Below are 21,429 nucleotides of genomic sequence, written 5' to 3'. Positions count from 1 at the left end.
TTCATGTCACAAGCAAGCCAACGAGCGACCGTTACCGCCGCTTTGATTGTTAAAAATGAGGAAAAGAACCTTAAAGCCTGTTTGGAGAGCCTAGCAAGTTGGGCTGACGAAATTGTTTTGCTGGACTCTGGCAGTAGTGATGCGACAGAAGAGATCGCACGCCAATATACATCCCATTTTTATACTAAAGACAATTGGGAAGGATTTGGTTTACAGCGACAAGCGGCTCAAGCATATGTTAATACTGACTATGTATTCTGGATTGATGCTGATGAAGTGGTCACTCCCGAACTCAAAAGCAGCATTATAGAAGCCTTAACGACACAAGCTCCGAAGACAGCATACAGTGTTAACCGAAAAAGCTGGGTATTTGGCCGCTTTATTACCCATTCAGGCTGGTACCCAGACAGAGTAACTCGCTTATATCGTGTTGATGAAGGCGGCTATTCGGATGACCTTGTCCATGAAAAAGTGATATTAAAAGAAGATGTAGCCACTTTGCCACTATCTGGTGACATGACGCATTACACCTATGATAATTTGCATCACTACCTAGTTAAATCAGCATCCTATGCAAAGCTGTCAGCGGACCAAAAGCAAAAGCGAGGAAAAACCACCTCCCTTAGCTCTGCAAGCCTGCATGCCTTTGCTTGTTTTGTGAAAATGTACCTTGTAAAACGTGGCTTCCTAGATGGTAAACAAGGCTTTTTGTTAGCAGTTTTGTCTGCTCATTCAACATTTGTTAAATACGCTGATTTATGGGTACGCCAGCAAGCTGATCGCCCGGATTCGAATTAACTTTTAAGTAAAGGATGCCCTATGACATTGTTACAGCAATTGAAGCTTAAACTCTTTAATACTTTAAGAGTACGCAACAACAATAGCTTGGATATTCACCCTCATAGCAAGGTTAAAAGCTGCCGTATTAGCATCAAAGGCAATAACAATCGATTAGAGATTGCTCAAGGTTGTAATTTGCGAGGCGTTCATATTGAAATAAATGGTGAGGACTGCCTGATCAAAATCGAACGAGATACCATCATTGGTGAGGACAGCTACCTCTCCTCCCGGGAGAGAGGCACACAACTTATCATCGGAGCCGATTGCATGTTTTCCCGAAACGTAAAAATCATGACCAGTGATGGCCATGACATTTTACGCGAAAAACAACGCATCAATCCCGCTCAGTCTATTCAGATCGGCAATCACGTTTGGTTGGCAGATAACGTAACCATTCTAAAAGGCGTAAACATCGGAGATGGCTCAGTGGTTGGCATCAACTCAACTCTGACCAAAAGCATCGAAGAACAACAAATTGCTGTTGGATCGCCAGCCAAAGTCGTCGCCAGTGATATTTCTTGGCGAGACGAGCTAACTTTTTAACAGCTAACCTCGTCTCACCTCTCCCCGTCATCGTGCTTATATGAACTAGAGCATTTGATAAATACTCAACAGTTTCCGCACATGCACTTTCTGGTCAAATTGTTGCTCGGCTCGTTCACGAGCCGCTTTAGCTAATGCCTCTCGCCTTGCTTGATCCAAACTTAAATCGCTCATCGCAGCGGCTAGCGCCTCGACATTCAGCGGATCAACAAGTACACCAGTATTATCAATAATCTCTGGGATAGCACCTGTATTTGCCCCAATGATCGCCTTACCTTGCGCCATCGCTTCTATCACGGTCAAACCAAAGGCTTCAAGATGTGAGGGAATTGCCACCACATCCATTCCAGACAACTGCTTTTCCGGTGTCGATGAGAAACCATAGAAGGTCACTTTTGAAGCTATCTCATGGTCAGCAACATAGGTCTTCAGTTTTGCGATATAGGGGTCATCCCCGCCCTGCTTTGCATTCAATCCACCAACCACGACCAAATGAAAGCGCTCATCTAAATGCGTCATTGCTTGAAGCAACTCAAAGTGCCCTTTACCCGGCGATAAACGCCCGACAATGCCAATCATGAAGGTTTCTGGCGCCAGCTTTAACTCAGCCTTAAGATCAGCCTTTTCTGTCGGCAGCTCCGAAATATCCGTGCCAAGCCATAATGCCTGAATACACTCATCTTTCACTGGGAGAGCTTTTTTATTATGCGCTAAGGTAAATTGGCTGATAGAAAGCAGCTGATCCACGTTACGGTAAATAAAACGGTGAAAAATATCTTTTTTCGGTTTCTTCACCCCCATGTGGTCCGTGTAAATTAATTTAAAACCACACAGTTTTTTTAGTAATACAGCGAGCAACAAATCTGAGGACTTGTGACAATGAACATACTGAATTTGATGTTGCTTAATCCAATCTGCTAGCTTGAATAGCTGCTTATAGCCATTACCACGTGTTTCCAATTCCCAGCTGGCGTCAAATTCCCTTTGCATCACTTCAGCAATTTCAGAACCCTGAAAAGTTAGACCGAAGACTTGATGCCCTAACGCCTTCATTTCCTTCCCCACTCGCAGGGGGTACATTTCTAATCCACCAAATCCATGAGAAAGGCATATATGTAATATATTCATCGGTAAAACTACTTCTCTAGTGATAAACACCAATTCTTAATCTCTGGCAAATGCGGCTCAACCTCAAACTGAGTGAGATCTTCTTGCTGTTCATTCGGGTGAAAAGGCAACCATTTACCTGGGCTATTCAGCGTTTGCCAACGTAACGGAGTAGAAGATCGTTTTTTAGGATAAAACCCGATAGTAGGCACATCCAGCGCACCAGCAATGTGTAGCGGCCCCGTCGAACCAGCTATGAACACGTCAGCCACAGCAATTGAGCGCATGAAATCTTCTAAACCATCATTCTTATCATACAGTACGACCGAGTCTATTTGACCTGCTAAGGCATCAACAAGCGCTCCAGATACCTCGCTCTCACCAGGACCTGCTGTGATGACAAATTGAGTGGGGGTAAGTTGATCTAAGAATGTGATCAACTTGCACCATTGAGATTGCGTAAGCGTATTCGAAGATCCCCCTGTGACGGGATGTACAAAACACACTCTTCGGTCAAAAGATATGTTCAGCTGATGGGCCAATTTTGCTCTTTGCATTTGCTTAAGTTCATCAGAGTAATGCAATACCTGGTGCGGTGACACAGGCTCAACAGCCCCCTTAAGCACCGTTATAAAATAATTAGCCAACTCTAAGTTATATTGAAATTCAGGTTTTTCAGATCTAGAGCGTTTTTGCTTTAAAGTATGCGTATATAAAAATTGCACCCACTTTGTCGCAGGGGCAATCCGGATCGGTATTCGGGCTTTACGTACAAGCTTGGCGTTGTACGTGTTGGAAAACAAACAGATTGACGCATCAAACTTTTCTGCTTCAAGTGCTTGAGCAAACTCTTTCAGTGAATCGGGCTTGCCAGGATCTATAATGACGTCATCAATCCACTCACAAGCCCTAGCGATATCTACGGTATAAGCTGGCACTAATGCAACGACGTTAGCGCTAGGAAACGCCTGTTTGATGGCTTTGAAAGCTGGTAACGCTAAAACAAAGTCACCAATTTTGTCATTACGTACGACTAATATTTTCATGCACAAACCATATCACGATCAGAATAAATACAAGCCGTGTAGTTTAAAGCTTATTAGGGCTTAAGTAGATAGCAGCCCCACATAAATCCATTAGATAGATCAAAGAGTTCTGAAAGCTAAGCATCCCCGCCAAATAAATCACGGGTATACACTTTGCTTTGTACATCTGTTAGCTCTTCATGAAGGCGATTAGCAATTATGACGTCGGCCTTATGTTTAAATAAGGCCAAATCAGTCTCTACCACAGAATTAAAAAAGTGAGCTTGCTCTAAAACTGGCTCGTAAACAATTACCTCAATACCTTTCGCCTTAATTCGTTTCATCACTCCCTGTATGGCTGACGCTCGAAAGTTATCAGATCCAGCTTTCATAACAAGACGGTATATTCCTACGACTTTAGGCCTCTGCTTTAAGACCTCTTCAGCGATGAAGTCCTTACGAGTGGCATTTGCATCCACAATCGCACGAATCAAATTGTTTGGTACTTGATCGTAGTTTGCCAGCAATTGCTTAGTATCTTTTGGCAAGCAGTAACCACCATAACCAAACGAAGGGTTATTATAGTGCTTGCCTATTCGAGGGTCAGAGCAGACACCTTCAATGATATTTTTTGTATTCAAGCCATGAATCGAAGCATAAGAATCAAGCTCATTAAAATACGCGACCCGCATAGCTAAATAAGTGTTCGCAAAGAGCTTAATAGCTTCAGCCTCAGTTGATCCCGTCAATAAGATATCGACTTCTTCTTTCTCTGCCCCCTCGGCTAGCAACTCGGCAAAAGCTTGAGCTCGTTCTGACTTTTCTCCGACAATGATTCGAGATGGGTATAGGTTGTCATAAAGCGCTTTCCCCTCACGTAAAAATTCAGGGGAGAAGATAAGATTAGTGGTACCAAATTTAGCTCTTGCTTCACGGGTAAACCCTACTGGCACAGTCGATTTTACCACCATGATGGCATGAGGATTAATCGCCATAACACCCTGGATAACGGACTCTACATGAGCTGTATTAAAGTAGTTGGTCTCAGGGTCGTAGTCAGTCGGTGTTGCAATGATGACATAACGGGCGCCGTCATACGCTTCAGCAGGCTCTAATGTTGCCCGTAAATCTAGGGAAGTATTCGCTAAGCAATATTCAGCTTCACTGTCCTGGATAGGGCATTGCCTTTGATTTAATAAAGCTACTTTTTCGGGATCAATATCCAACGCTATCACTTGGTTATTCTTGGCAAGCAATAGCGCGTTTGATATGCCAACATACCCCGTACCCACCACAGCAATTTTCATATGCAAGTCCTCTAAGCAATGTGTTCATTGCTATCATCTTGCATCTAGAAAGTAACAACTCTGTGACAGCTTAGATGGAGTGCTCTTGCATCATTCTCTGCATACGCTTTGCCCATTGACTCCAGGAGCCAACGTAGACGTGCTTAGCTTCTAATCCAGCATAGTTCATCGCTAGAACATTGTGACATGCCGTCACACCGGAGCCGCAATAGTAAACAATTGGTTTTTCAATGTGCTGCAACAGCGCCCCCCACTCTGTCTGCAACCGCTCTGGCGATTTCATCAATCCTTCAGCATTAAGGTTGTTCATAAACGGGCGGTTAATCGCACCAGGTATATGGCCTGCGACTGGATCCATGGTTTCATTCATACCATTAAAACGATCTTCAGCCCGAGCATCTAGCAATTGAAAACGATCAGCTTCAAAGTTAGCTACTACATCCTCTTCAGTGACTAACCATGGATAGCTTACCTTGATACGAAACTCAGTAGGCGCAGGCTGGTTAACCCCCATTTCAATAGGCAACCCTTGCTTTTGCCAAGCACCAAAACCACCATTTAAGACATACACTTCAATGCCTTGCTGAACTAACATCCACCAGGCCCTTGCGGCCATCGCGCCCCCCATATCATCGTATACCACGACCTGAGAATTATTATTGATGCCTAAGCTTGCTAACGTCTGCGCTAACGCATCTGGCTCTGGTAATGGATGACGCCCAGTAAATGCCGTTTCCGTTCCCGCCAATTGATGGTGAAGATCGACAAAAAGCGCTCCAGGAATATGTCCTTGCTGATAGACTTTGCGACCTTTCTCCAAGTCGTTCAGATAAAAGCGACTATCAAGCAACACTAGATCATCTTGTTCTAATAAAGTATGCAATTGTGCGGTAGAAACCATCGTTGGCAAAGCCATTGAAGCGCCTCCTAAATCGGCAAAATGACGAATAATGGACAATAGCCTACTGCGATTCATTTGCTTTTGCTATGATGCGCCCGCACTGAATTAAGAAATCAAGATCATGAAACGTATCGACCAATTACTCACCGAAAAGCAACTTTGTAAATCTCGCTCTCAAGCGCAAACCTTTATTAGCCAAGGCAAAGTATTTATCTTTGATAAAGGTTTGTGGGTAGCGGTTGCAAAGCCAAGCCTTAAAGTTAGTGAAGACATTGAGATCAAGCTGGAGTTGGATGAAGACGATCGCTACGTTTCACGTGGTGCTTTGAAGTTAGCTGGAGCCTTGTCAGCCTCTAACCTAAATATTCAAGGTTACACAGTACTTGATGTAGGGCAGTCTACAGGTGGCTTCACCGACTGTGCTCTACAACATGGCGCTGCCAAAGTAGTGGGAGTTGAAGTTGGGCATGATCAACTCGACCGCCGTTTGCGTGAACGAGACGACGTAGTGTGTTTAGAGGGGCTAAATGCTCGTCACCTAAGTAAACAGGATCTAGGTGAGCACTACCCAGAAAAGGGGTTTGATGCGGCCGTAATGGACGTTTCCTTTATTTCTCAAACTAAAATACTGCCACAGCTGCCTAGCTTAATTTGTTCAGGCGGCTATTTAATCACTCTCGTCAAACCACAATTTGAGTTAGGTAAAGAAGCCATTGGCAAGGGTGGCATTGTCAAAGACCAGCATAAAGTCCAGCAGCTTGAAGCGGACATGAAGCAGTTAATTCAACAGCTAGGCTTTAGCGTCATCAGCTATGAAAAAAGTGTGATCAAAGGCGGGGATGGCAACCAAGAGTTCGTCTTGTTTGCCCAGCGAACATAACTAGCTATTAGGGCAGATATCCTGCTGTATCGACGCATCAGATTGAAAAGTCATCACTTCTCGTCGTTCTAACTCATGCAAGTAACGGCGAGCCATCACAAAACCGATACAGCCAAAGATGACCGACCCAATTGCTTGCCCAAAGATAATACCCTCAGCCCCCATCAGCCAGCCAAAGAAAGCGATCAGCGGCAAAGTACCTAACGTCGCTCGTCCAAAGTTTAACAAAGTGCTGTTTAGTGGTTTTCCTAAATTGTTAAACACTGCTATAGCAATGAACAATAAACTCTGAAAAAAGAAACTAAAGGAACCGTATGTAGCAAAGAAATGAATCAAACGAGCCGTATCGTCGGACGCATTGAAAATAGACACTAAAAAGTCTTGGGCAAGATACAAGGCTGAACATAGCACTAGGCAGTACCCTAACGCATATACCACGGCGCTGGTGATTGCGTTATGCATTCTATGGAAATGCCGAGCACCATAATTCTGAGCCAGAATCGGCCCAACAGCCCCCGATAAAGCAAACAGCCCACCGAATACAACCGGTATGACTCGCCCAACAATGGCAATCCCCGCAACAGCATGATCCCCAAACCCAGCCGCGAACTCCATGACAATGGCATTCGCAAGCGGTGATGACATATTCGTTAGCATGGCAGGTATGGCAATGACAGCGATGGGCTTCAAGTCTTTAAAACTTTCAACCAAATCAAATTCTCCGAGCATTCGGTGAATCGACACCACGCCATAATAACTTACGGCCACCATGGATAGCCGTGCCAACAATGAAGCAATCGCAGCTCCTTCAATCCCTAGACCAAATAGGAAAATAAGAATCGGGTCGAGTACAGCATTGACGATACTACAGGCTAACGTCGCATACATTGCTCGTCGAGCATCCCCCAACGCACGCATAATACCTGATGCAATCATCCCAATCATGACCGCAGGCATACCCAGCATAAGAATCTGCAGGTAACTGGTCGCCATGTCTAAGGTTTTGAAATTAGCACCCAAAAACACCAACATATCGGGAATACGTGGCCATAAGAACCAGACCACCATACTCGAAAAAATAACCCCCATGCCTAATACATTGGTAGCACGGCGCTTAGCTAGCTCAAAGTTGCCTTCACCGATCGCCCTAGCGACAAGGGCTGTCGCAGAAATAGAGACCGCAATACTAATCGATACGGTAAAGAACATGATGGTGCTGGCGAATCCTACCGCCGCGACGGCTTCTCGTTCATCAAGCATCGATAGGAAAAGCATATCGACCAAGTCCACCAAAAACATTGCCATCAAACCTAATGCACCGGTAAATGACATAATGGAGACGTGTTTAAAGGTTGAACCTTTTGTCAATGTTGCCTGTTTCGGCATGCCTACCCTCGAAAAAGTACATCGCGCTCTGCGCAGATAAGAAAAAGCCGAACCCAAATAGGATTCGGCAAAATCATTATCTCACCTTTTAATAGGCGATAGAACGAAGGAATGTGGAGTTTTTAGTGAATACCGCGGTCCGATTTCGCAAAAACGACCTTTTCCACATCAGCAAAGCGCTCAGCAAAATGTACGGTCATGTCCGCTTTAACCGACTCAGGTAGCTCCTCAAAGTCACGTCGGTTGGCTTCTGGCAAAATCACTTCATTTACTTTACTACGCTTCGCAGCAATGATCTTTTCACGAATTCCTCCCACAGGAAGCACCTGTCCTGTCAGAGTTAACTCACCAGTCATGGCCAGTGGCCGTTGTACAGGTTCGCCTTTGGCCAACGACATCAATGCTGTCGCCATGGTAATGCCTGCACTAGGTCCATCTTTTGGTGTAGCACCTTCTGGCACATGTAAATGAATCATGCACTTATCGAAGAATTCCGCATTCTTCTGATAACTCTTGGTATGAGACAAGACGTATGAATAAGCGATCTCAGCCGACTCTTTCATGACTTCGCCCAGCTTACCTGTCAGCTTCAAACCACGGCTAAGCTCATGAACCTTATTCGCTTCCACAGGAAGTGTCGCTCCCCCCATTGAAGTCCAAGCAAGCCCCGTCACAACGCCGACACCACGTAAGGTTTTCTCATTGCGGAAATATGGCATACCAAGGAAGGTTTCCACGTCCTTAACACCGACATTGATACTGTCTTTCTCTCCGGTCATCAGCTGCACAACACATTTACGTAAAATCTTCTGCAGCAGTTTATCCAGTCCACGAACACCAGCTTCACGAGCATAGGATTCGATAATGTACTTCAACGCTGCATCAGTAATGTTTAACTGCTTTTTCAAAAGCTTGTTTTTCTTCAGCAACTTAGGCCATAGGTGCTGTTTTGCAATGGCCAATTTTTCTTCCGCGATATAGCCTGATAATCGAATCACATCCATACGGTCCAGCAATGGCGCTGGAATGGTATCCAACTGATTGGCAGTACAAACAAATAAGGCTTTTGAAAGATCCACTCGCATGTCTAAGTAGTGGTCTAGAAATTCTACATTTTGCTCAGGGTCCAACGCTTCAAGCAACGCTGAGGCTGGATCCCCTTGGAAAGAAGAGCCAATCTTGTCGATTTCATCCAGCATAATGACAGGGTTTTCAACTTCTACATCTTTTAAAGCTTGAACAAATTTACCCGGCAAGGCGCCAATGTAAGTACGACGGTGGCCTTTAATCTCAGACTCGTCGCGCATCCCGCCCAAACTAAAACGGTAAAATTGACGATCCAACGCTTCGGCAATAGATTTACCAATAGATGTTTTACCCACTCCAGGAGGGCCAACCAATAGCATAATGGAACCGCCCATTTCTTGGCGGTGAGCACCTAAGGCCAAAAACTCAACAATGCGGTCTTTAACATCCCCAAGGCCCGCGTGATGCTGCTCTAACACCTCGCGAGCTTTGTTAATATCAAGGTTATCTTTTGAATGAACACCCCATGGAATAGACGTCGCCCAATCAAGGTAATTACGCGTCACCCCGTATTCAGGTGAGCCCGATTCAAGAATGCTTAATTTATGCAGCTCTTCTTCAATCTTTTTCATGGCCGCTTCGGGCACCGTTTTATTTAATAGGCGCTCTTCAAACATCTCTACATCAGATGTTCGATCATCTTTAGAGATACCCAGCTCTTTTTGAATGACTTTTAGCTGCTCTTTTAAGAAGAACTCGCGCTGATGTTTGCTTATCTTTTGATTTACTTCTTCGCTGATTTCATTTTGTAATCGCGCAATCTCTAGCTCTTTACGAAGTAAAGTCAGAGACGCATGCAAACGCGGAGTAATCGGCAGTGTAGCAAGAATTTCGTATAACTCTTGAGGCTCTGCAGAAGTAATGGAAGCCGCAAAATCTGCCAGCAAACCAGGTTCATTAAATGAAAAACGCCCCAAGTACTGACGTAGATCTTCACTGAAAAGCGGGTTTAATCGAATCAGCTCTTTGATCGCATCAAGAATCGCAATGGAGTACGCTTTTGACTCATCATCACGTATTTTAGAGTCGCTGATATAGCGTACTCGCGCTAAATATGGCGCTTCGGTATTGAGCCACTCAACCACTTCTATACGCTTAATGCCTTGCGCTAGGAAGGTAATTTTGTCATCTGTTTTTTCTGCTCTGTGCGTTCGCGCTACACAGCCGATCTCAGAAAAAGTTTCTACTTTGGGGGCACCTGCACCAGTTCTTTCAGCATAAACAAGCCCAACCACCGATTGCGGCTGCTCAGCAATGTGCTCAAGAGTGTCTTCCCAAGGTTCAGCATCCACCATAACAGGCTGCACTTGAGCTGGGAAAAAAGGTCTGCTGGAGACAGGCAGGATGTACAGCGTGTCAGGTAACACATCATCCGGTAAAGCGAGTGAGCGTGGGTCACTTATGGACACCTCATCCGTTTCAACAACATCGCCTTCAGATGGATCTAAATACTTTTCGTCGTCACTCATAAGTCTCTTTCTCTATAAACGCTGATTCTAAAAATCAGTTTAGGAACAATAAAACTTATGTAGTGACGTTTGTGAAAAATACAATCCGATATAAGTTTCTGCGCAATTCATCCATAAATATTGCAGTCTTAAGGTTTAGCCTCGTAACGCTAAAAACGCACCAGCTCCCGCCATAATGCCACCCGCACCTTGATTCACACGCTTCATCGCTCGTTCGGATTTCATTAGTCGGCGTGCTTGGGAAGCTGAGTACGAGATAAGAGTGAGGCCTAACATGAGTGCGGAAAATGCTAAGACAGAGGCTAGGACGATATCTCCACCATCAAGCACCGTCACATCCATAAACGTTGGTAAAAATGCGATATAAAACAACACCACTTTAGGGTTTGAAGAGGAAATAAGAAAACCTTGCAGTGCCGCAGACCAGCCATTTTTTCTAGCGCTAATACTTGAATTATCAACATCTAAATCAATCGGCGACGTCCACATTTTCCAACCTAAGTAGAGAAGGTATGCCGCCCCCACGTAACGGATCACTAGAAATAGCACTTCCCATTGCTGAGCAATGGCCGCTAAACCAAAACATGCCATAACAAGATAAAGAATATCACCGCACACCATCCCAGCAGATAGAGGCAATGTCTTGATGACACCTTGCGTTAGGCTTTTTGCTAAAATCGCAAAGACACCAGGCCCGGGAGTGATACTAAAAATAAAAATGGCGACAAAAAACGTCATTGCACTTTCTAAACTCATTTTAAACTTCCTCTATGCCACAACTGAGTAATATCATTCGCGTAATAAACTGTTTAGCGTCATCAAAATCCGACTCTTCAAGCTGCTCTTTTTGCAACAAAACCTTTACCTGCCCATCAAAATCCGCATACGTCTGGGTCATTGCCCAAATAGTGATGAACAAATGCTCAACTGGAACCGGCTTCATTAACCCTTGTTCCACCCAACGATCCAATGTTTGCTTCTCTTTTTGCAGTTCGTCCACAAAGAATCGGCGTAAGAACTCCAACACAAAGGGCTCTTCGCCAATGAGCGCCATAGCGAATACTTTAGAGGCACTTGGATTAAGGCGTGATTGGTCGAGCTTCTCACTAATATAACGCGTCAAGTTATGACGAGGCCCAAGCTCCTCTGAAAACTGACTCACAGAGTCTAGCCATAACTGCAGAATACGCTCAAGCACGGCTTCTAACAGATCTTTTTTAGAGCGATAGTAATAATGAATATTAGCCTTGGGTAAGCCAGCTTCGTCTGCAATCATCTGTGTCGTGGTTTTGGCTAACCCTTGACGCGCAAAAATGCGCTCAGCCGTTTCGAGAATGAGTGCTTGATTCTGAGCACGGATATGAGTTTTCAGCTGGTTTTTCGAACGTTTGGGAGATTCAGACACAGTTGCCTCAGTCATTTGGCTAATTACAGACAGGTGTGTGAATTATAAAGGGAATCAGGCGAGATAACATTAAAAATGGGGAGCAAAGCTCCCCGTTCCCCTCACAACAGTTCGGTGTTAGGCGTACACCTTTAGTGCTGTTGTACCACGTTGGCTCAGTTTACAACTTACCAATATTGGCTTGTTAGTAATCTGGACTTGCTACACGAGATGCAGCAAAACTTGAACATCCGGTCAGAATACAGACACAAAAAAAGAAGTGCAAGAAAAATCTGACCATTTGTTTAAGTTTTTAATCCGCGGCAACCATCAAGCGGTTTCTCCCTTTACGCTTAGCTTGATAAAGCGCCTGATCCGCACGCTTAATCACATCGCCAGGCGCCTCTCCAGTAGTCGAATAGGCCAATCCTAAGCTAGCAGTCACAGATATTTCTTTTGTTTTAGCATCCGTCGAGACATCCAACCGTTGGGCTTGGATCTCTTCCCTGACCTGTTCGAGTGTTTCTTCTGCTTGCTCAACATTTCGCCCCTTAAACAGAAGCGTGAACTCTTCACCACCGTAGCGAAAAACGGATGCAGATCCGCCATAACGCAGCATGACCCGCCCTACTATGCGCAACACATCATCTCCTTTGTCGTGGCCATAGGAGTCGTTAAACTTTTTAAAATGATCAACATCTAACATGGCGATTGCATAATGTCTCGGTAACGCCAGCATCGCCTCATTCAAGGCCCTACGACTTGGTAATTGAGTTAATTCATCTCGGTACGCCATACGATGACTTTCCGCAATAACAAACCAAACCCAAACCAGAATTTGCGCACTGCGAATTGCCGCATCTTGATTGACAGAAAAATTCTGACATTCGATCAACAATAAAGTTGCTAGGCTTACCAGCACGGCGGTAGAGAAACCATCAGCTTTTCGCCACCAGTACGACAAACTTAATAAACTGGTGATCGCAATCGCAGCCCAACACAACAAGCTCGACAGCGTCACATCTAATAGCGGAACATTAATTGCCAGAAAGTCGAAATTAATCGTGCCTTTTTCATAAGCCACACTCCATGCCAGCAACATAGCAAGAAATAAAATACGATTAAAAACAAAACGATTGAAGAAGCCTCGCTCTCGCAATACAAGCAACAAGCCTAGCCCTATCGCCGCTACAGTAGTTGAACTACTTGGAAAACTTTCAGTAGCTATGTAGGGGTAAAAAGCAGGCAAAAGAATCAGCCCGCCCGCCAGCAACACCTTGCCTCGATTAAAGTGCCAAGCTAAAAAGACCATCACACTCGCCAGCACATAGGGCAACCAAGGTAACAACTCAAGCGCCAACTCGGGCAAAATTTGAATATAAGCACTGGCAAATAAACCAGCTAATAGAATAAAAAGAGGCACTAACAGAGAGCCAGTTCTTTGCGGCATGAAGCAACCTATCGAACCAATCGATCAAAACAAATCAATATCTTGCCCCGAAAACGTAACGATTTCATTAATAATTAGATAAAACAACGAGCAAGAGAATGTTATGGGATTACTAATAGACGGCAAATGGCACGATCAGTGGTATGACACAAAAGCGACTCAGGGCAAGTTTGTACGCTCTCAGTCACAATTTCGAAACTGGCTGGTGTCGCCAGATGACTTCGATGCTAACGATGCGACACACTTTTTAGCCGAGTCAGGGCGTTATCATCTATATGTTTCCTTGGCCTGCCCATGGGCTCATCGCACACTAATCTTTCGACATCTAAAGCAATTGGAGGATCACATTAGTGTTAGCTGTGTGCACCCTCATATGCTTGAGCATGGTTGGACTTTTGCCGAAGACACAAACTTTAACGATCACCATGTTCCTTTAGGGGATCCTCTCCATGAGTTTCAATTTGCCCATCAGCTGTACACTCATGCTCAACCTGAGTACTCGGGACGAGTCACTGTTCCCATTCTTTGGGACAAACATACGCACACCATTGTCTCGAATGAATCTGCTGACATCATTAGAATGTTTAACGCCGCATTCAATCATCTTACCAATAATCATGACGACTATTACCCTGATGAGCTTCAGCACAACATCGACCAGATCAACTCGACAGTCTATGACACGGTCAACAATGGGGTTTACAAGACAGGGTTCGCAACCACTCAAGCAGCCTATGAAGACGCGTTATTTCCGTTGTTTGATACCTTGCGACACCTAGAAGAAACGTTAGGCCAGCAGCCTTATTTATGTGGCACTCAAGTCACTGAAGCGGATTGGCGCTTATTTACGACATTAATTCGTTTCGACGCGGTTTACTATGGCCACTTCAAGTGCAACCTCCAACGCATTATCGATTTACCGAATTTAAACCGATATTTAGAAGGCTTGTATCGCACTCAAAACGTCGCTGATACCGTGAATTTTGACCACATCAAACAACATTATTACTACAGCCACGACACTATCAATCCAACCCGAGTCGTCCCGAAAGGCCCTGAAAAAATTTTTCGTTCCGAATTTTAAGGACAAATTTAGAGAAAGTTGCGCACTTTTTGACAATATTCAAACTATCAGCTATCAAATTATTGGTTTTTTTCGGATAATGTGCTGCTCATATATTGAACTTTCAAAACGAGCAACAGGCTAACCTGCTGCTCGTTTTGTATATTAACGCTCTAATTAATGATGGTTGGATATGGAACGTAAGTTACTTTGGGTAATCTCGAGTATCGTTATTTTGATTTTGTGGTTAAAAATAGAGCCACAAGGTACTCAGCAAACTGGATCAAAAACGGTCACAACAGAACAACCCGCGCCTAAAAGCGTCCCGGAGCAACCGAAACGTGAGAACTCACGGGAAGCCTCAGTCACGGAAGAAGAGCAAGAATATTTCAAAAGCCACCCTATTGAAGACAACAAACCTAACTTTGCCGACATTCAAGATGTGCAAAAGCGTAAAGAGGCGTTCTTCGATTTCTTATTACCGTTCGTACAAGAAAAAAATGCTTTATTGCTAGAAGATAGAGCTCGCATTGAAGCTATCCTAAACAATTCCGAGCCTCCATCACGCGAAGATAAGACATGGATTGCAGCGCTACGTAAGATCCACAAACTTCGTAAACTAGGGGTCTACACACATGAAGATATCGCAGCACTATTGAAGTACGTTGATATCATTCCAGCATCACTGGTGTTAGCACAGGCGGCAAATGAATCAGCTTGGGGAACATCTCGCTTTGCGGTCGAAGGTAATAACTACTTCGGTCAGTGGTGTTTCTCACGGGGCTGCGGTTTAGTCCCCAATGCACGTGGAGAAGACCAAGATCACGAAGTTAGGAAATTTACTGACGCCCGTGAATCTGTATTCGCCTACATTGATAACTTGAACAGCAATTCTGCTTACAAAGAGCTACGCAGTATTCGTGCTGAGCTTCGCAAGAATAAAGAAACCATTACTGGCCTTGCCTTGGTTCATGGGCTAGAAAAATACTCTCAACGCGGACAAGACTATATTGACGAGATAGAGAGCCTGATCGATTACAATGAACTTTGGCGCTTCAATGTTCATACCGATGAAGCTCTTTATAATAACGAGTAACCATTTAATGAGAGGAATTTGCTTAATTCCCAGTGTATTCCTCTCTTTTTACAATAAAATTCGCTGCATCTAGGGTGGCGGCGAATCGCCCCCATCCTTTACAATACCGCTAGTTAATACCGAAAATTATAAATCGAGGACATTCCTTTGGCCCGTTTACCTGTTATTGTTGGCTTTGGCGGAATCAATTCGGCTGGACGCACATCCTTCCATCAAGCGTATCGTCGAATCATTCTTGACTTACTTCCCCAAGCCATTCAGCAGGAAGTCCTGCTCGATCTTGCGACAATCACGAATATTGCAGAATACCAAAATGGCGCTTGGCTCACTCATGATGGTGAAGCCCTTGACTCAGAAACGCTCATCGATACATTTGGTGAAGAGATTCTAGCGCGCACCTTGATTCGTCGCATTCATCCAAGTCTCTTTGACGTTGATAACGTTGTTATTCACAAAAGCTCGGCTCTAGCACCTGTTGCAGAAGGTGAGAAGCTTAGTTTTAGCGTTAAAACACGCTCTCTTCCGGATAACATCCCGGCCAATTGGCAAGTAAAAGAGCTGTCCAAAACCCATAGCGAAATCACTGTAGACGGCACATTAGAAACCTTTATTAAAGACTCTAAGTCTCTCAGTGTAAAAGCGGCTGGTCAGCTTCCTACAGGGTTCGACCCTTCAAAACTGTATCAGAGCCGCAACCATCCCCGTGGTCTTCAGATGACCGTTTATGGAGCTTCTGATGCAATCCTTAGTAGTGGCTTAGATTGGGATAAAGTTCGAAATGTTGTCGCGCCAGATCAAGTGGCGGTTTATGCAGCTAACTCGATCGGTCAAATGGATGATCTTGGCTTTGGCGGCATGCTGAAATCAGCCTTAATGGGCAAGCGCACAACATCTAAGCACTTACCTCTTGGCTACGCGCAAATGCCAGCGGATTTCGTTAACGCCTATATTTTAGGGTCTGTTGGTAACGTTGGTACTTCAATCGGCGCCTGTGCTACCTACTTCTTTAATCTAGAGCGTGCTGTTGAGCAAATCAAAGCCGGTAAAGTTCGTGTCGCAATGGTTGGTGGCAGCGATGCCCCAATTACCCCTGAGATCATCGAAGGTTTCAGAACCATGGGCGCATTGGCAGAAGACACCGCACTACTTGCCTTAGACCAACTGGAAAACCAGAAAGAGCCAGATCACACTCGCAGCTGCCGCCCATTCGCTCAGAACTGTGGCTTTACCATTGGTGAGTCAAGCCAGTGGACTCTGTTGATGGATGATGAGTTAGCCATTGAATTGGGCGCAACCATTCATGGTGCAATTCCTGCGGTGTACGCTTATGCCGATGGTTACAAGAAGTCGATTTCCGCACCAGGCGTTGGTAACTATTTAACCCTTAGTAAAGCCATGGCTTACTTGAAGAATATCATTGGTGTCGACGGTCTAACGGATCGAACATTTATCCAAGCCCATGGCACTAGCACTCCGCAAAACCGTGTTACTGAGTCCCATGTACTTAGCCAAGCAGCGACCAGCTTCGGCGCAACAAGCATGCCCGTGACAGCCATGAAAGCCTACCTTGGTCACTCTCAAGGTACTGCAGGCGGTGACCAACTACACCTATCATTAGGCGTTTGGGAGCATGGTATTCTTCCAGGTATTATCACATCAAATGCAGTCGCTGATGATGTTTATACCGACGGCCTTAAATTCCAATTGAAGCACGAAGAATACGGCAAAGATCATTTTGAGGCGGCTTTGCTTAACTCCAAAGGTTTCGGTGGCAATAATGCTACGGCAGTACTTTTATCACCAAATAGAGCTATGTCGATGCTTCGCAAGCGCTACAGTGATGAGCAGTTGGCTACTTACCAAGATAAGAACAAAGCCGTACAAGAAGCTGCCCAAGCGTACAACCAAGCCATGATTCGAGGCGAAATTGAACCTATCTACCGCTTTGGCTTTAATGTGCTCGGTGGTGAAGAATTAGACATAACAGATAAGAAAATCCAATTACCTGGCTACCAAATGCCAGTCGATCTAAACGTAGAGAATGAGTTCGACGATCTCGTTTAATAGGATCATACTGTGCAGGTACTAAAGTGCCTGCACAGTATCCAGCCAACACTTTGTTACTGCAGCTTTTCCATTAAGAAATCTATCAAAAGCCGAACCTTTTTAGGTTGCAGCTTTCTCTCTGCATACACAGCGTAAAACTGCCCTGTAAATGTCTCATATTCATCAAATAGTGAAACCAGCTTGCCATTTGCAATGTAATCGTCGACCAGGAAGTCGGGCTGCATGATGACACCAGCTCCAGCAACCGCTAAACGAGTCAATGCACCGCCATTATTGCCCATTAAATTGCCATTAACCTGCACATAAAAAGTGTCCTTTGACTCTTTCTTGAAGGACCAGCGTCCAGCATACGGCGCATTAGTATAAACCAAGCAATTATGATTCATTAATTCATTCGGATGACTTGGCTTACCAAACTTCTCTAAATAGTCAGGCGACGCGCACACATACCCTCTCATAGAGCACAAAGGCCTTGCGATGAATTGATCGCCGCCTAGATCACCACCACGAACAGCCAGATCAACACCCGATTCTGTTAAATCGACACGCTTATCACTGAAGTCTATTTCAAGGGTGATATCTGGATACAGAGCCGAAAACTCACTCAAGATAGGCACCATATGTGATAAACCAAAATCCATTGGAACGCTGACACGGATACGGCCTTTAGGCTGGTGTGTTAAGTCCGTAAGCTCTCCTTCCGCTTCATCAATAGCCTCCAGAATCGTCACACAATGTTGATAGTATTGATGTCCTGCATGGGTCACACTAATATTACGTGTATTACGGTGCAGCAGCTTGGCCCCTAGGGACTCTTCAAGAGCATTAATATAGCGTGTCACCATCGGTCGTGAGATATCCAATGACTCACTCGCCACTTTGAAGCTCTCTGCTTCATAGACGCGACAGAACACTTTCATGGCCTGTAATTTATCCATCTGGATTCTCCCTTAGAGAAAAAGTTCCATCAAAATTATTTCATTTAAAGAAACAGTGAATTGTATTGTCGTGTAATTATGTATTCTTAGAACATGATTATACTAGCACTATATTCAATAAACACTCTTGGAGAGAGCCATGAAAACCCTATTAGCAGCAACCGCAGCACTACTAACCACATCAGCTTTTGCAGCAGACTACCAAGTCGATGCTGCACACTCGTTCGTGACATTTGAAGTAGGTCATTTAGGTGTAAGTACAACGGTTGGTCGATTCAACGAACTTGAAGGTTCTTTCACTCTTGATGACAGTGGTAAATCAGGTAGTGCCGAGCTGACTATTCAATCTGCAAGTGTCGATACCAACCACGAAGCACGTGACAAGCACTTACGCAGCCCTGATTTCTTAGACGTTAAACAATTCCCAACCATCATATTTAAGAGCACCTCTTTCGATGGTGAAACACTGACTGGTGATCTAACCATCCATGGTGTTACTAAAGCAGTCAGCTTCGACGTTGAAAAAGTAGGTGAAGGCAAAGATCCATGGGGCGGTTACCGTGCAGGCTTTGAAGCAAGCACAACCATTCAGCGTAGTGACTTCGGTGTCTCTTACTTCATCCCTGGCGTGACCGATGAAACGGAACTTGAAGTATTCATCGAAGGCATTCGCCAGTAATTAGGAGCCATCATGTACGAGGAAGCAGGTAACTCAAACCTTCTTATGTTACTCAATACTGCTGTCTACCCTTTTCTAGCGGCCGCTATTATTACTCTTTTAGGAAAAGTTAAGCCAAACCTAAGCCTATTTGGTTTAGGTGCGGGCTTCCTCGTTGCTTTAAGCCTGATCCACTCGGGCTTAAATTTCCCTCCGAGCAAAGCCCTAGATTTCTTAGTAACAGCGGTAATTTTTGGATGGCTGGCGACTTTAATCAGTCAGTTGAAAATCAGCAAAAATGCTCAACTAGCGGTTCAATTAGCCCTATTTGGACTTGGCTTTTACTGGTTACTCAATCCTGTATTGCAGCATCAATCCCAAGCTACCAGTCTAATCTGGGCAATCGTGAGCGCTGCCGCAGTGGTATTGAGCACTCAGCTACAATTGCTTACGTCTTCAAAGGAACACTCTCATGCCCCCATGGCCTCACTGGCTATTGCGGCAGGCGCCACAGCTCCAGTTGTCGCTATCGGCGGCAGTCTTTTGATTGGACAATTGTTAGGTGGGTTTGCAGCCAGCGTCGTTGGTTTCATACTGGTTCAGCGCTTTGTCATCAAATCCAGTAGCATTAATGGGTTACTACTCGGCAACATGATATTGGCAGGCTTGCTTGCACAAGCTCACGTATTAGCAGATTTGCCTATATGGACAATGCTTATTGCCTTCCTAGCCGTTCAAGCGACCAGCTTTAGTCAAAAAGCTTTCATCGAAGATGGTACAGTCATACGCACTGTTATTGCTCTAATCCCTCAAGTGATGATCAGTGCTTTAATTGCAGGCCTATCTTTATGGAGCGTATGGCCAGAAAGCAGCCTATACTAACCCCACCAAACCACAGATATTCAAAGGCTGAATTCAGCCTTTGAATATTGATCTGCTCGCTCTCCAAAACGGTAATATTAACGCCGAAATCAAACAGCTTATAAAGCCAAATGACAGCAAGTACCCAACGCTCATATGGCTGAAATCAACAAACAAACCCATAAAGAAAATATTTGGTAATACTGTGAATAACCAAATACTGAGGGTCAGCAACAAACGCTCAAAGCTTGAACGCAAATTGGTTTTCGCCAACAACCAACTAGTAAAATAAGTGTACAAAAATAAAGCGATACAGAATCCAAAAAGGCTCGCAGTTGTCATACCATCCAGGGCATTACCTTCTACTTGTTGCGTTACATTTGCTGGCGCTGCGGAATACCAAATCACCCCAGCAAGCAACTGTAAAACATACACTATAACTATTGCTTTATAATTCACCTTTTAACCGCCTTACTTATTTACTCCCACGTTAAGTGGCTGGAATTTGATAAATATCTTTGATGAGTGTTCTCAATACAGGTCGCCATGAGCGTTGCTTAATTCCGTAATGACCAAATATCTTACGGCAGGATAATGATTGACGCTTAATATCCGTCGCCATTTCAAGAGCATTTGCCGTATCACCCATATTCTCCAAAACCGACTGGGCTTTTTGATCAAACTGACTTGCCGTCGTTAACACCGCCTCCACCAGCCCCATCCAACTGATTTCTTCTGAGCAACAGTAATGATAAACACCTGTGTTTGTCGCACCATAATGTCTCTGCTTCACTACGGAAAGCAAGACTCGCGCCACGTCAGAAACAGGAGTTGGGCAACCTATCGCTGTGTCATGAAACTCAAGTGATGCACCAGCTTTGACAAGGTTAATCGTATTGGCAATAAAATCATCTTGAGCACCACTAAACAACCAACCCGTTCTCAGCACAATGTGACGTTCACAGGTCAATACTTTGGACTCAGCCATCATTAACCGTTTGGCGAAACGGCTACGCGCATCAGGCTCATCGGTTTCTAAGTAGGAAGCTTCCTTCTCCCCAAGGAATACCTGAACACCGCTTAGCATATAAAACAGTGGACAAGTTGGCTTACTCAATAGCTGATCCAGCGCTTCTAGATAGTACTCATAATCATTTTGTAGCGCACTTCGTAAAGAAAAAGCATCGATAACCGCGTCGCAATACTTCTGATCTAGTACAGATGACGAGACTTTATCTAATACATTCTGACAAGGGACTTCCAACCAGTCAAAGTCGAAATCGTTATCATAATATTGTCGAATGGCACGCCCCAGTTCCGTGTCACTGCCAAGTAAAACAACACGCATGGGAGCGTTTATATTCATTT

At 44.6% G+C, this 21,429-nt stretch carries 20 protein-coding genes; 8 read left to right on the top strand and 12 right to left on the bottom strand.

Annotated elements, in window-relative coordinates:
- Positions 1 to 3: 3 nt before the first annotated feature.
- Together C8D85_RS10770 and C8D85_RS10765 are read left to right on the top strand one after the other, a co-directional pair.
- The gene (locus C8D85_RS10770) at positions 4 to 798 is read left to right on the top strand and encodes a glycosyltransferase family 2 protein (RefSeq protein ID WP_133562531.1); all 795 of its coding nucleotides are present in this window, start codon (positions 4 to 6) and stop codon (positions 796 to 798) included.
- Between the two features lie 21 nt (positions 799 to 819).
- Positions 820 to 1,383, top strand: a complete 564-nt coding sequence (locus C8D85_RS10765; protein ID WP_133562529.1) for an acyltransferase — start codon at positions 820 to 822, stop codon at positions 1,381 to 1,383.
- A 45-nt stretch (positions 1,384 to 1,428) separates the two neighbouring features.
- Here the strand turns inward: C8D85_RS10765 and C8D85_RS10760 are convergent, their stop codons facing one another.
- The 4 genes from C8D85_RS10760 to C8D85_RS10745 all read right to left on the bottom strand — a co-directional run bounded on the left by C8D85_RS10760 (position 1,429) and on the right by C8D85_RS10745 (position 5,738).
- Positions 1,429 to 2,541: a glycosyltransferase family 4 protein gene (locus tag C8D85_RS10760; protein WP_244937008.1), complete on the bottom strand. Its 1,113-nt coding sequence runs from the start codon at positions 2,539 to 2,541 to the stop codon at positions 1,429 to 1,431.
- On the bottom strand, positions 2,520 to 3,536 hold the full coding sequence (locus tag C8D85_RS10755; RefSeq protein WP_133562525.1) for a glycosyltransferase family 9 protein: 1,017 nt from the start codon (positions 3,534 to 3,536) through the stop codon (positions 2,520 to 2,522). Before C8D85_RS10755 ends, C8D85_RS10760 begins: the two co-directional genes overlap by 22 nt.
- Positions 3,537 to 3,652: 116 nt before the next feature.
- Positions 3,653 to 4,822 carry a nucleotide sugar dehydrogenase gene (locus C8D85_RS10750; RefSeq protein WP_133562523.1) on the bottom strand — a complete coding sequence of 390 codons (1,170 nt, stop codon included), beginning with the start codon at positions 4,820 to 4,822 and terminating at the stop codon, positions 3,653 to 3,655.
- A 70-nt stretch (positions 4,823 to 4,892) separates the two neighbouring features.
- Positions 4,893 to 5,738, bottom strand: coding sequence for a sulfurtransferase (locus C8D85_RS10745; RefSeq protein ID WP_133562521.1), 846 nt, complete (start codon positions 5,736 to 5,738; stop codon positions 4,893 to 4,895).
- Between the two features lie 106 nt (positions 5,739 to 5,844).
- On the opposite strand from C8D85_RS10745, the gene C8D85_RS10740 reads away from it, so the two are divergent.
- On the top strand, positions 5,845 to 6,603 hold the full coding sequence (locus C8D85_RS10740) for a TlyA family RNA methyltransferase (protein WP_133562519.1): 759 nt from the start codon (positions 5,845 to 5,847) through the stop codon (positions 6,601 to 6,603).
- Here C8D85_RS10740 and C8D85_RS10735 read toward each other — a convergent pair whose 3' ends face one another.
- The 5 genes from C8D85_RS10735 to C8D85_RS10715 form a co-directional block, all read right to left on the bottom strand.
- Positions 6,604 to 7,989: an MATE family efflux transporter gene (locus tag C8D85_RS10735; protein WP_133562517.1), complete on the bottom strand. Its 1,386-nt coding sequence runs from the start codon at positions 7,987 to 7,989 to the stop codon at positions 6,604 to 6,606. It lies immediately after the preceding gene.
- A gap of 122 nt (positions 7,990 to 8,111) precedes the next feature.
- Positions 8,112 to 10,544: an endopeptidase La gene (gene lon / locus C8D85_RS10730; protein WP_133562515.1), complete on the bottom strand. Its 2,433-nt coding sequence runs from the start codon at positions 10,542 to 10,544 to the stop codon at positions 8,112 to 8,114.
- 135 nt (positions 10,545 to 10,679) lie between these two features.
- Positions 10,680 to 11,300: a LysE family translocator gene (locus tag C8D85_RS10725; protein ID WP_133562513.1), complete on the bottom strand. Its 621-nt coding sequence runs from the start codon at positions 11,298 to 11,300 to the stop codon at positions 10,680 to 10,682.
- Position 11,301: 1 nt separating this feature from the next.
- A complete protein-coding gene (locus C8D85_RS10720) occupies positions 11,302 to 11,949 on the bottom strand; it encodes a TetR/AcrR family transcriptional regulator (RefSeq protein WP_244936993.1) in 648 nt (215 codons plus the stop codon).
- Positions 11,950 to 12,241: 292 nt separating this feature from the next.
- Positions 12,242 to 13,378 (bottom strand): GGDEF domain-containing protein, encoded by a 1,137-nt coding sequence (locus C8D85_RS10715; RefSeq protein WP_133562509.1) that lies wholly within the window; start codon positions 13,376 to 13,378, stop codon positions 12,242 to 12,244.
- Positions 13,379 to 13,481: 103 nt separating this feature from the next.
- Between C8D85_RS10715 and C8D85_RS10710 the strand changes: the two genes are divergently transcribed.
- The 3 genes from C8D85_RS10710 to C8D85_RS10700 all read left to right on the top strand — a co-directional run bounded on the left by C8D85_RS10710 (position 13,482) and on the right by C8D85_RS10700 (position 17,601).
- Positions 13,482 to 14,462, top strand: coding sequence for a glutathione S-transferase family protein (locus tag C8D85_RS10710; protein WP_133562507.1), 981 nt, complete (start codon positions 13,482 to 13,484; stop codon positions 14,460 to 14,462).
- Between the two features lie 172 nt (positions 14,463 to 14,634).
- Positions 14,635 to 15,537, top strand: a complete 903-nt coding sequence (locus C8D85_RS10705) for a glucosaminidase domain-containing protein (protein ID WP_133562505.1) — start codon at positions 14,635 to 14,637, stop codon at positions 15,535 to 15,537.
- Between the two features lie 147 nt (positions 15,538 to 15,684).
- On the top strand, positions 15,685 to 17,601 hold the full coding sequence (locus C8D85_RS10700; RefSeq protein WP_133562503.1) for a beta-ketoacyl synthase: 1,917 nt from the start codon (positions 15,685 to 15,687) through the stop codon (positions 17,599 to 17,601).
- A gap of 56 nt (positions 17,602 to 17,657) precedes the next feature.
- Here the strand turns inward: C8D85_RS10700 and C8D85_RS10695 are convergent, their stop codons facing one another.
- Complete coding sequence (locus tag C8D85_RS10695) at positions 17,658 to 18,542, bottom strand: LysR family transcriptional regulator (RefSeq protein ID WP_133562501.1); 885 nt, start codon at positions 18,540 to 18,542, stop codon at positions 17,658 to 17,660.
- Positions 18,543 to 18,681: 139 nt separating this feature from the next.
- Between C8D85_RS10695 and C8D85_RS10690 the strand changes: the two genes are divergently transcribed.
- On the top strand, positions 18,682 to 19,221 hold the full coding sequence (locus tag C8D85_RS10690) for a YceI family protein (protein ID WP_133562499.1): 540 nt from the start codon (positions 18,682 to 18,684) through the stop codon (positions 19,219 to 19,221).
- Positions 19,222 to 19,233: 12 nt separating this feature from the next.
- Positions 19,234 to 20,082, top strand: coding sequence for a hypothetical protein (locus tag C8D85_RS10685; protein ID WP_133562497.1), 849 nt, complete (start codon positions 19,234 to 19,236; stop codon positions 20,080 to 20,082).
- Positions 20,083 to 20,115: 33 nt separating this feature from the next.
- On the opposite strand, the gene C8D85_RS10680 is transcribed toward C8D85_RS10685, so the two are convergent.
- On the bottom strand, positions 20,116 to 20,520 hold the full coding sequence (locus C8D85_RS10680; RefSeq protein ID WP_133562495.1) for a hypothetical protein: 405 nt from the start codon (positions 20,518 to 20,520) through the stop codon (positions 20,116 to 20,118).
- A gap of 31 nt (positions 20,521 to 20,551) precedes the next feature.
- Positions 20,552 to 21,427 carry a sugar nucleotide-binding protein gene (locus tag C8D85_RS10675; RefSeq protein ID WP_133562493.1) on the bottom strand — a complete coding sequence of 292 codons (876 nt, stop codon included), beginning with the start codon at positions 21,425 to 21,427 and terminating at the stop codon, positions 20,552 to 20,554.
- Between the last annotated feature and the right edge of the window lie 2 nt (positions 21,428 to 21,429).

This window comes from Marinomonas communis, assembly GCF_004363305.1.
Classification (GTDB): Bacteria; Pseudomonadota; Gammaproteobacteria; order Pseudomonadales; family Marinomonadaceae; genus Marinomonas; species Marinomonas communis.
Note: the sequence above shows the minus strand (reverse complement) of the source record. Positions and strands in the feature narration are given on the sequence as shown.

What these genes read in the sequence shown, in the direction of transcription:
- C8D85_RS10695 (WP_133562501.1), bottom strand. Translation starts at nt 18,542, where the DNA reads ATGGATAAATTACAGGCCATGAAAGTGTTCTGTCGCGTCTATGAAGCA.
- C8D85_RS10750 (WP_133562523.1), bottom strand. Translation starts at nt 4,822, where the DNA reads ATGAAAATTGCTGTGGTGGGTACGGGGTATGTTGGCATATCAAACGCG.
- C8D85_RS10690 (WP_133562499.1), top strand. Translation starts at nt 18,682, where the DNA reads ATGAAAACCCTATTAGCAGCAACCGCAGCACTACTAACCACATCAGCT.
- C8D85_RS10715 (WP_133562509.1), bottom strand. Translation starts at nt 13,378, where the DNA reads ATGCCGCAAAGAACTGGCTCTCTGTTAGTGCCTCTTTTTATTCTATTA.
- C8D85_RS10755 (WP_133562525.1), bottom strand. Translation starts at nt 3,536, where the DNA reads ATGAAAATATTAGTCGTACGTAATGACAAAATTGGTGACTTTGTTTTA.
- C8D85_RS10685 (WP_133562497.1), top strand. Translation starts at nt 19,234, where the DNA reads ATGTACGAGGAAGCAGGTAACTCAAACCTTCTTATGTTACTCAATACT.
- C8D85_RS10745 (WP_133562521.1), bottom strand. Translation starts at nt 5,738, where the DNA reads ATGGCTTTGCCAACGATGGTTTCTACCGCACAATTGCATACTTTATTA.
- C8D85_RS10725 (WP_133562513.1), bottom strand. Translation starts at nt 11,300, where the DNA reads ATGAGTTTAGAAAGTGCAATGACGTTTTTTGTCGCCATTTTTATTTTT.
- C8D85_RS10765 (WP_133562529.1), top strand. Translation starts at nt 820, where the DNA reads ATGACATTGTTACAGCAATTGAAGCTTAAACTCTTTAATACTTTAAGA.
- C8D85_RS10705 (WP_133562505.1), top strand. Translation starts at nt 14,635, where the DNA reads ATGGAACGTAAGTTACTTTGGGTAATCTCGAGTATCGTTATTTTGATT.
- C8D85_RS10710 (WP_133562507.1), top strand. Translation starts at nt 13,482, where the DNA reads ATGGGATTACTAATAGACGGCAAATGGCACGATCAGTGGTATGACACA.
- C8D85_RS10770 (WP_133562531.1), top strand. Translation starts at nt 4, where the DNA reads ATGTCACAAGCAAGCCAACGAGCGACCGTTACCGCCGCTTTGATTGTT.
- C8D85_RS10740 (WP_133562519.1), top strand. Translation starts at nt 5,845, where the DNA reads ATGAAACGTATCGACCAATTACTCACCGAAAAGCAACTTTGTAAATCT.
- C8D85_RS10675 (WP_133562493.1), bottom strand. Translation starts at nt 21,427, where the DNA reads ATGAATATAAACGCTCCCATGCGTGTTGTTTTACTTGGCAGTGACACG.
- lon (WP_133562515.1), bottom strand. Translation starts at nt 10,544, where the DNA reads ATGAGTGACGACGAAAAGTATTTAGATCCATCTGAAGGCGATGTTGTT.
- C8D85_RS10735 (WP_133562517.1), bottom strand. Translation starts at nt 7,989, where the DNA reads ATGCCGAAACAGGCAACATTGACAAAAGGTTCAACCTTTAAACACGTC.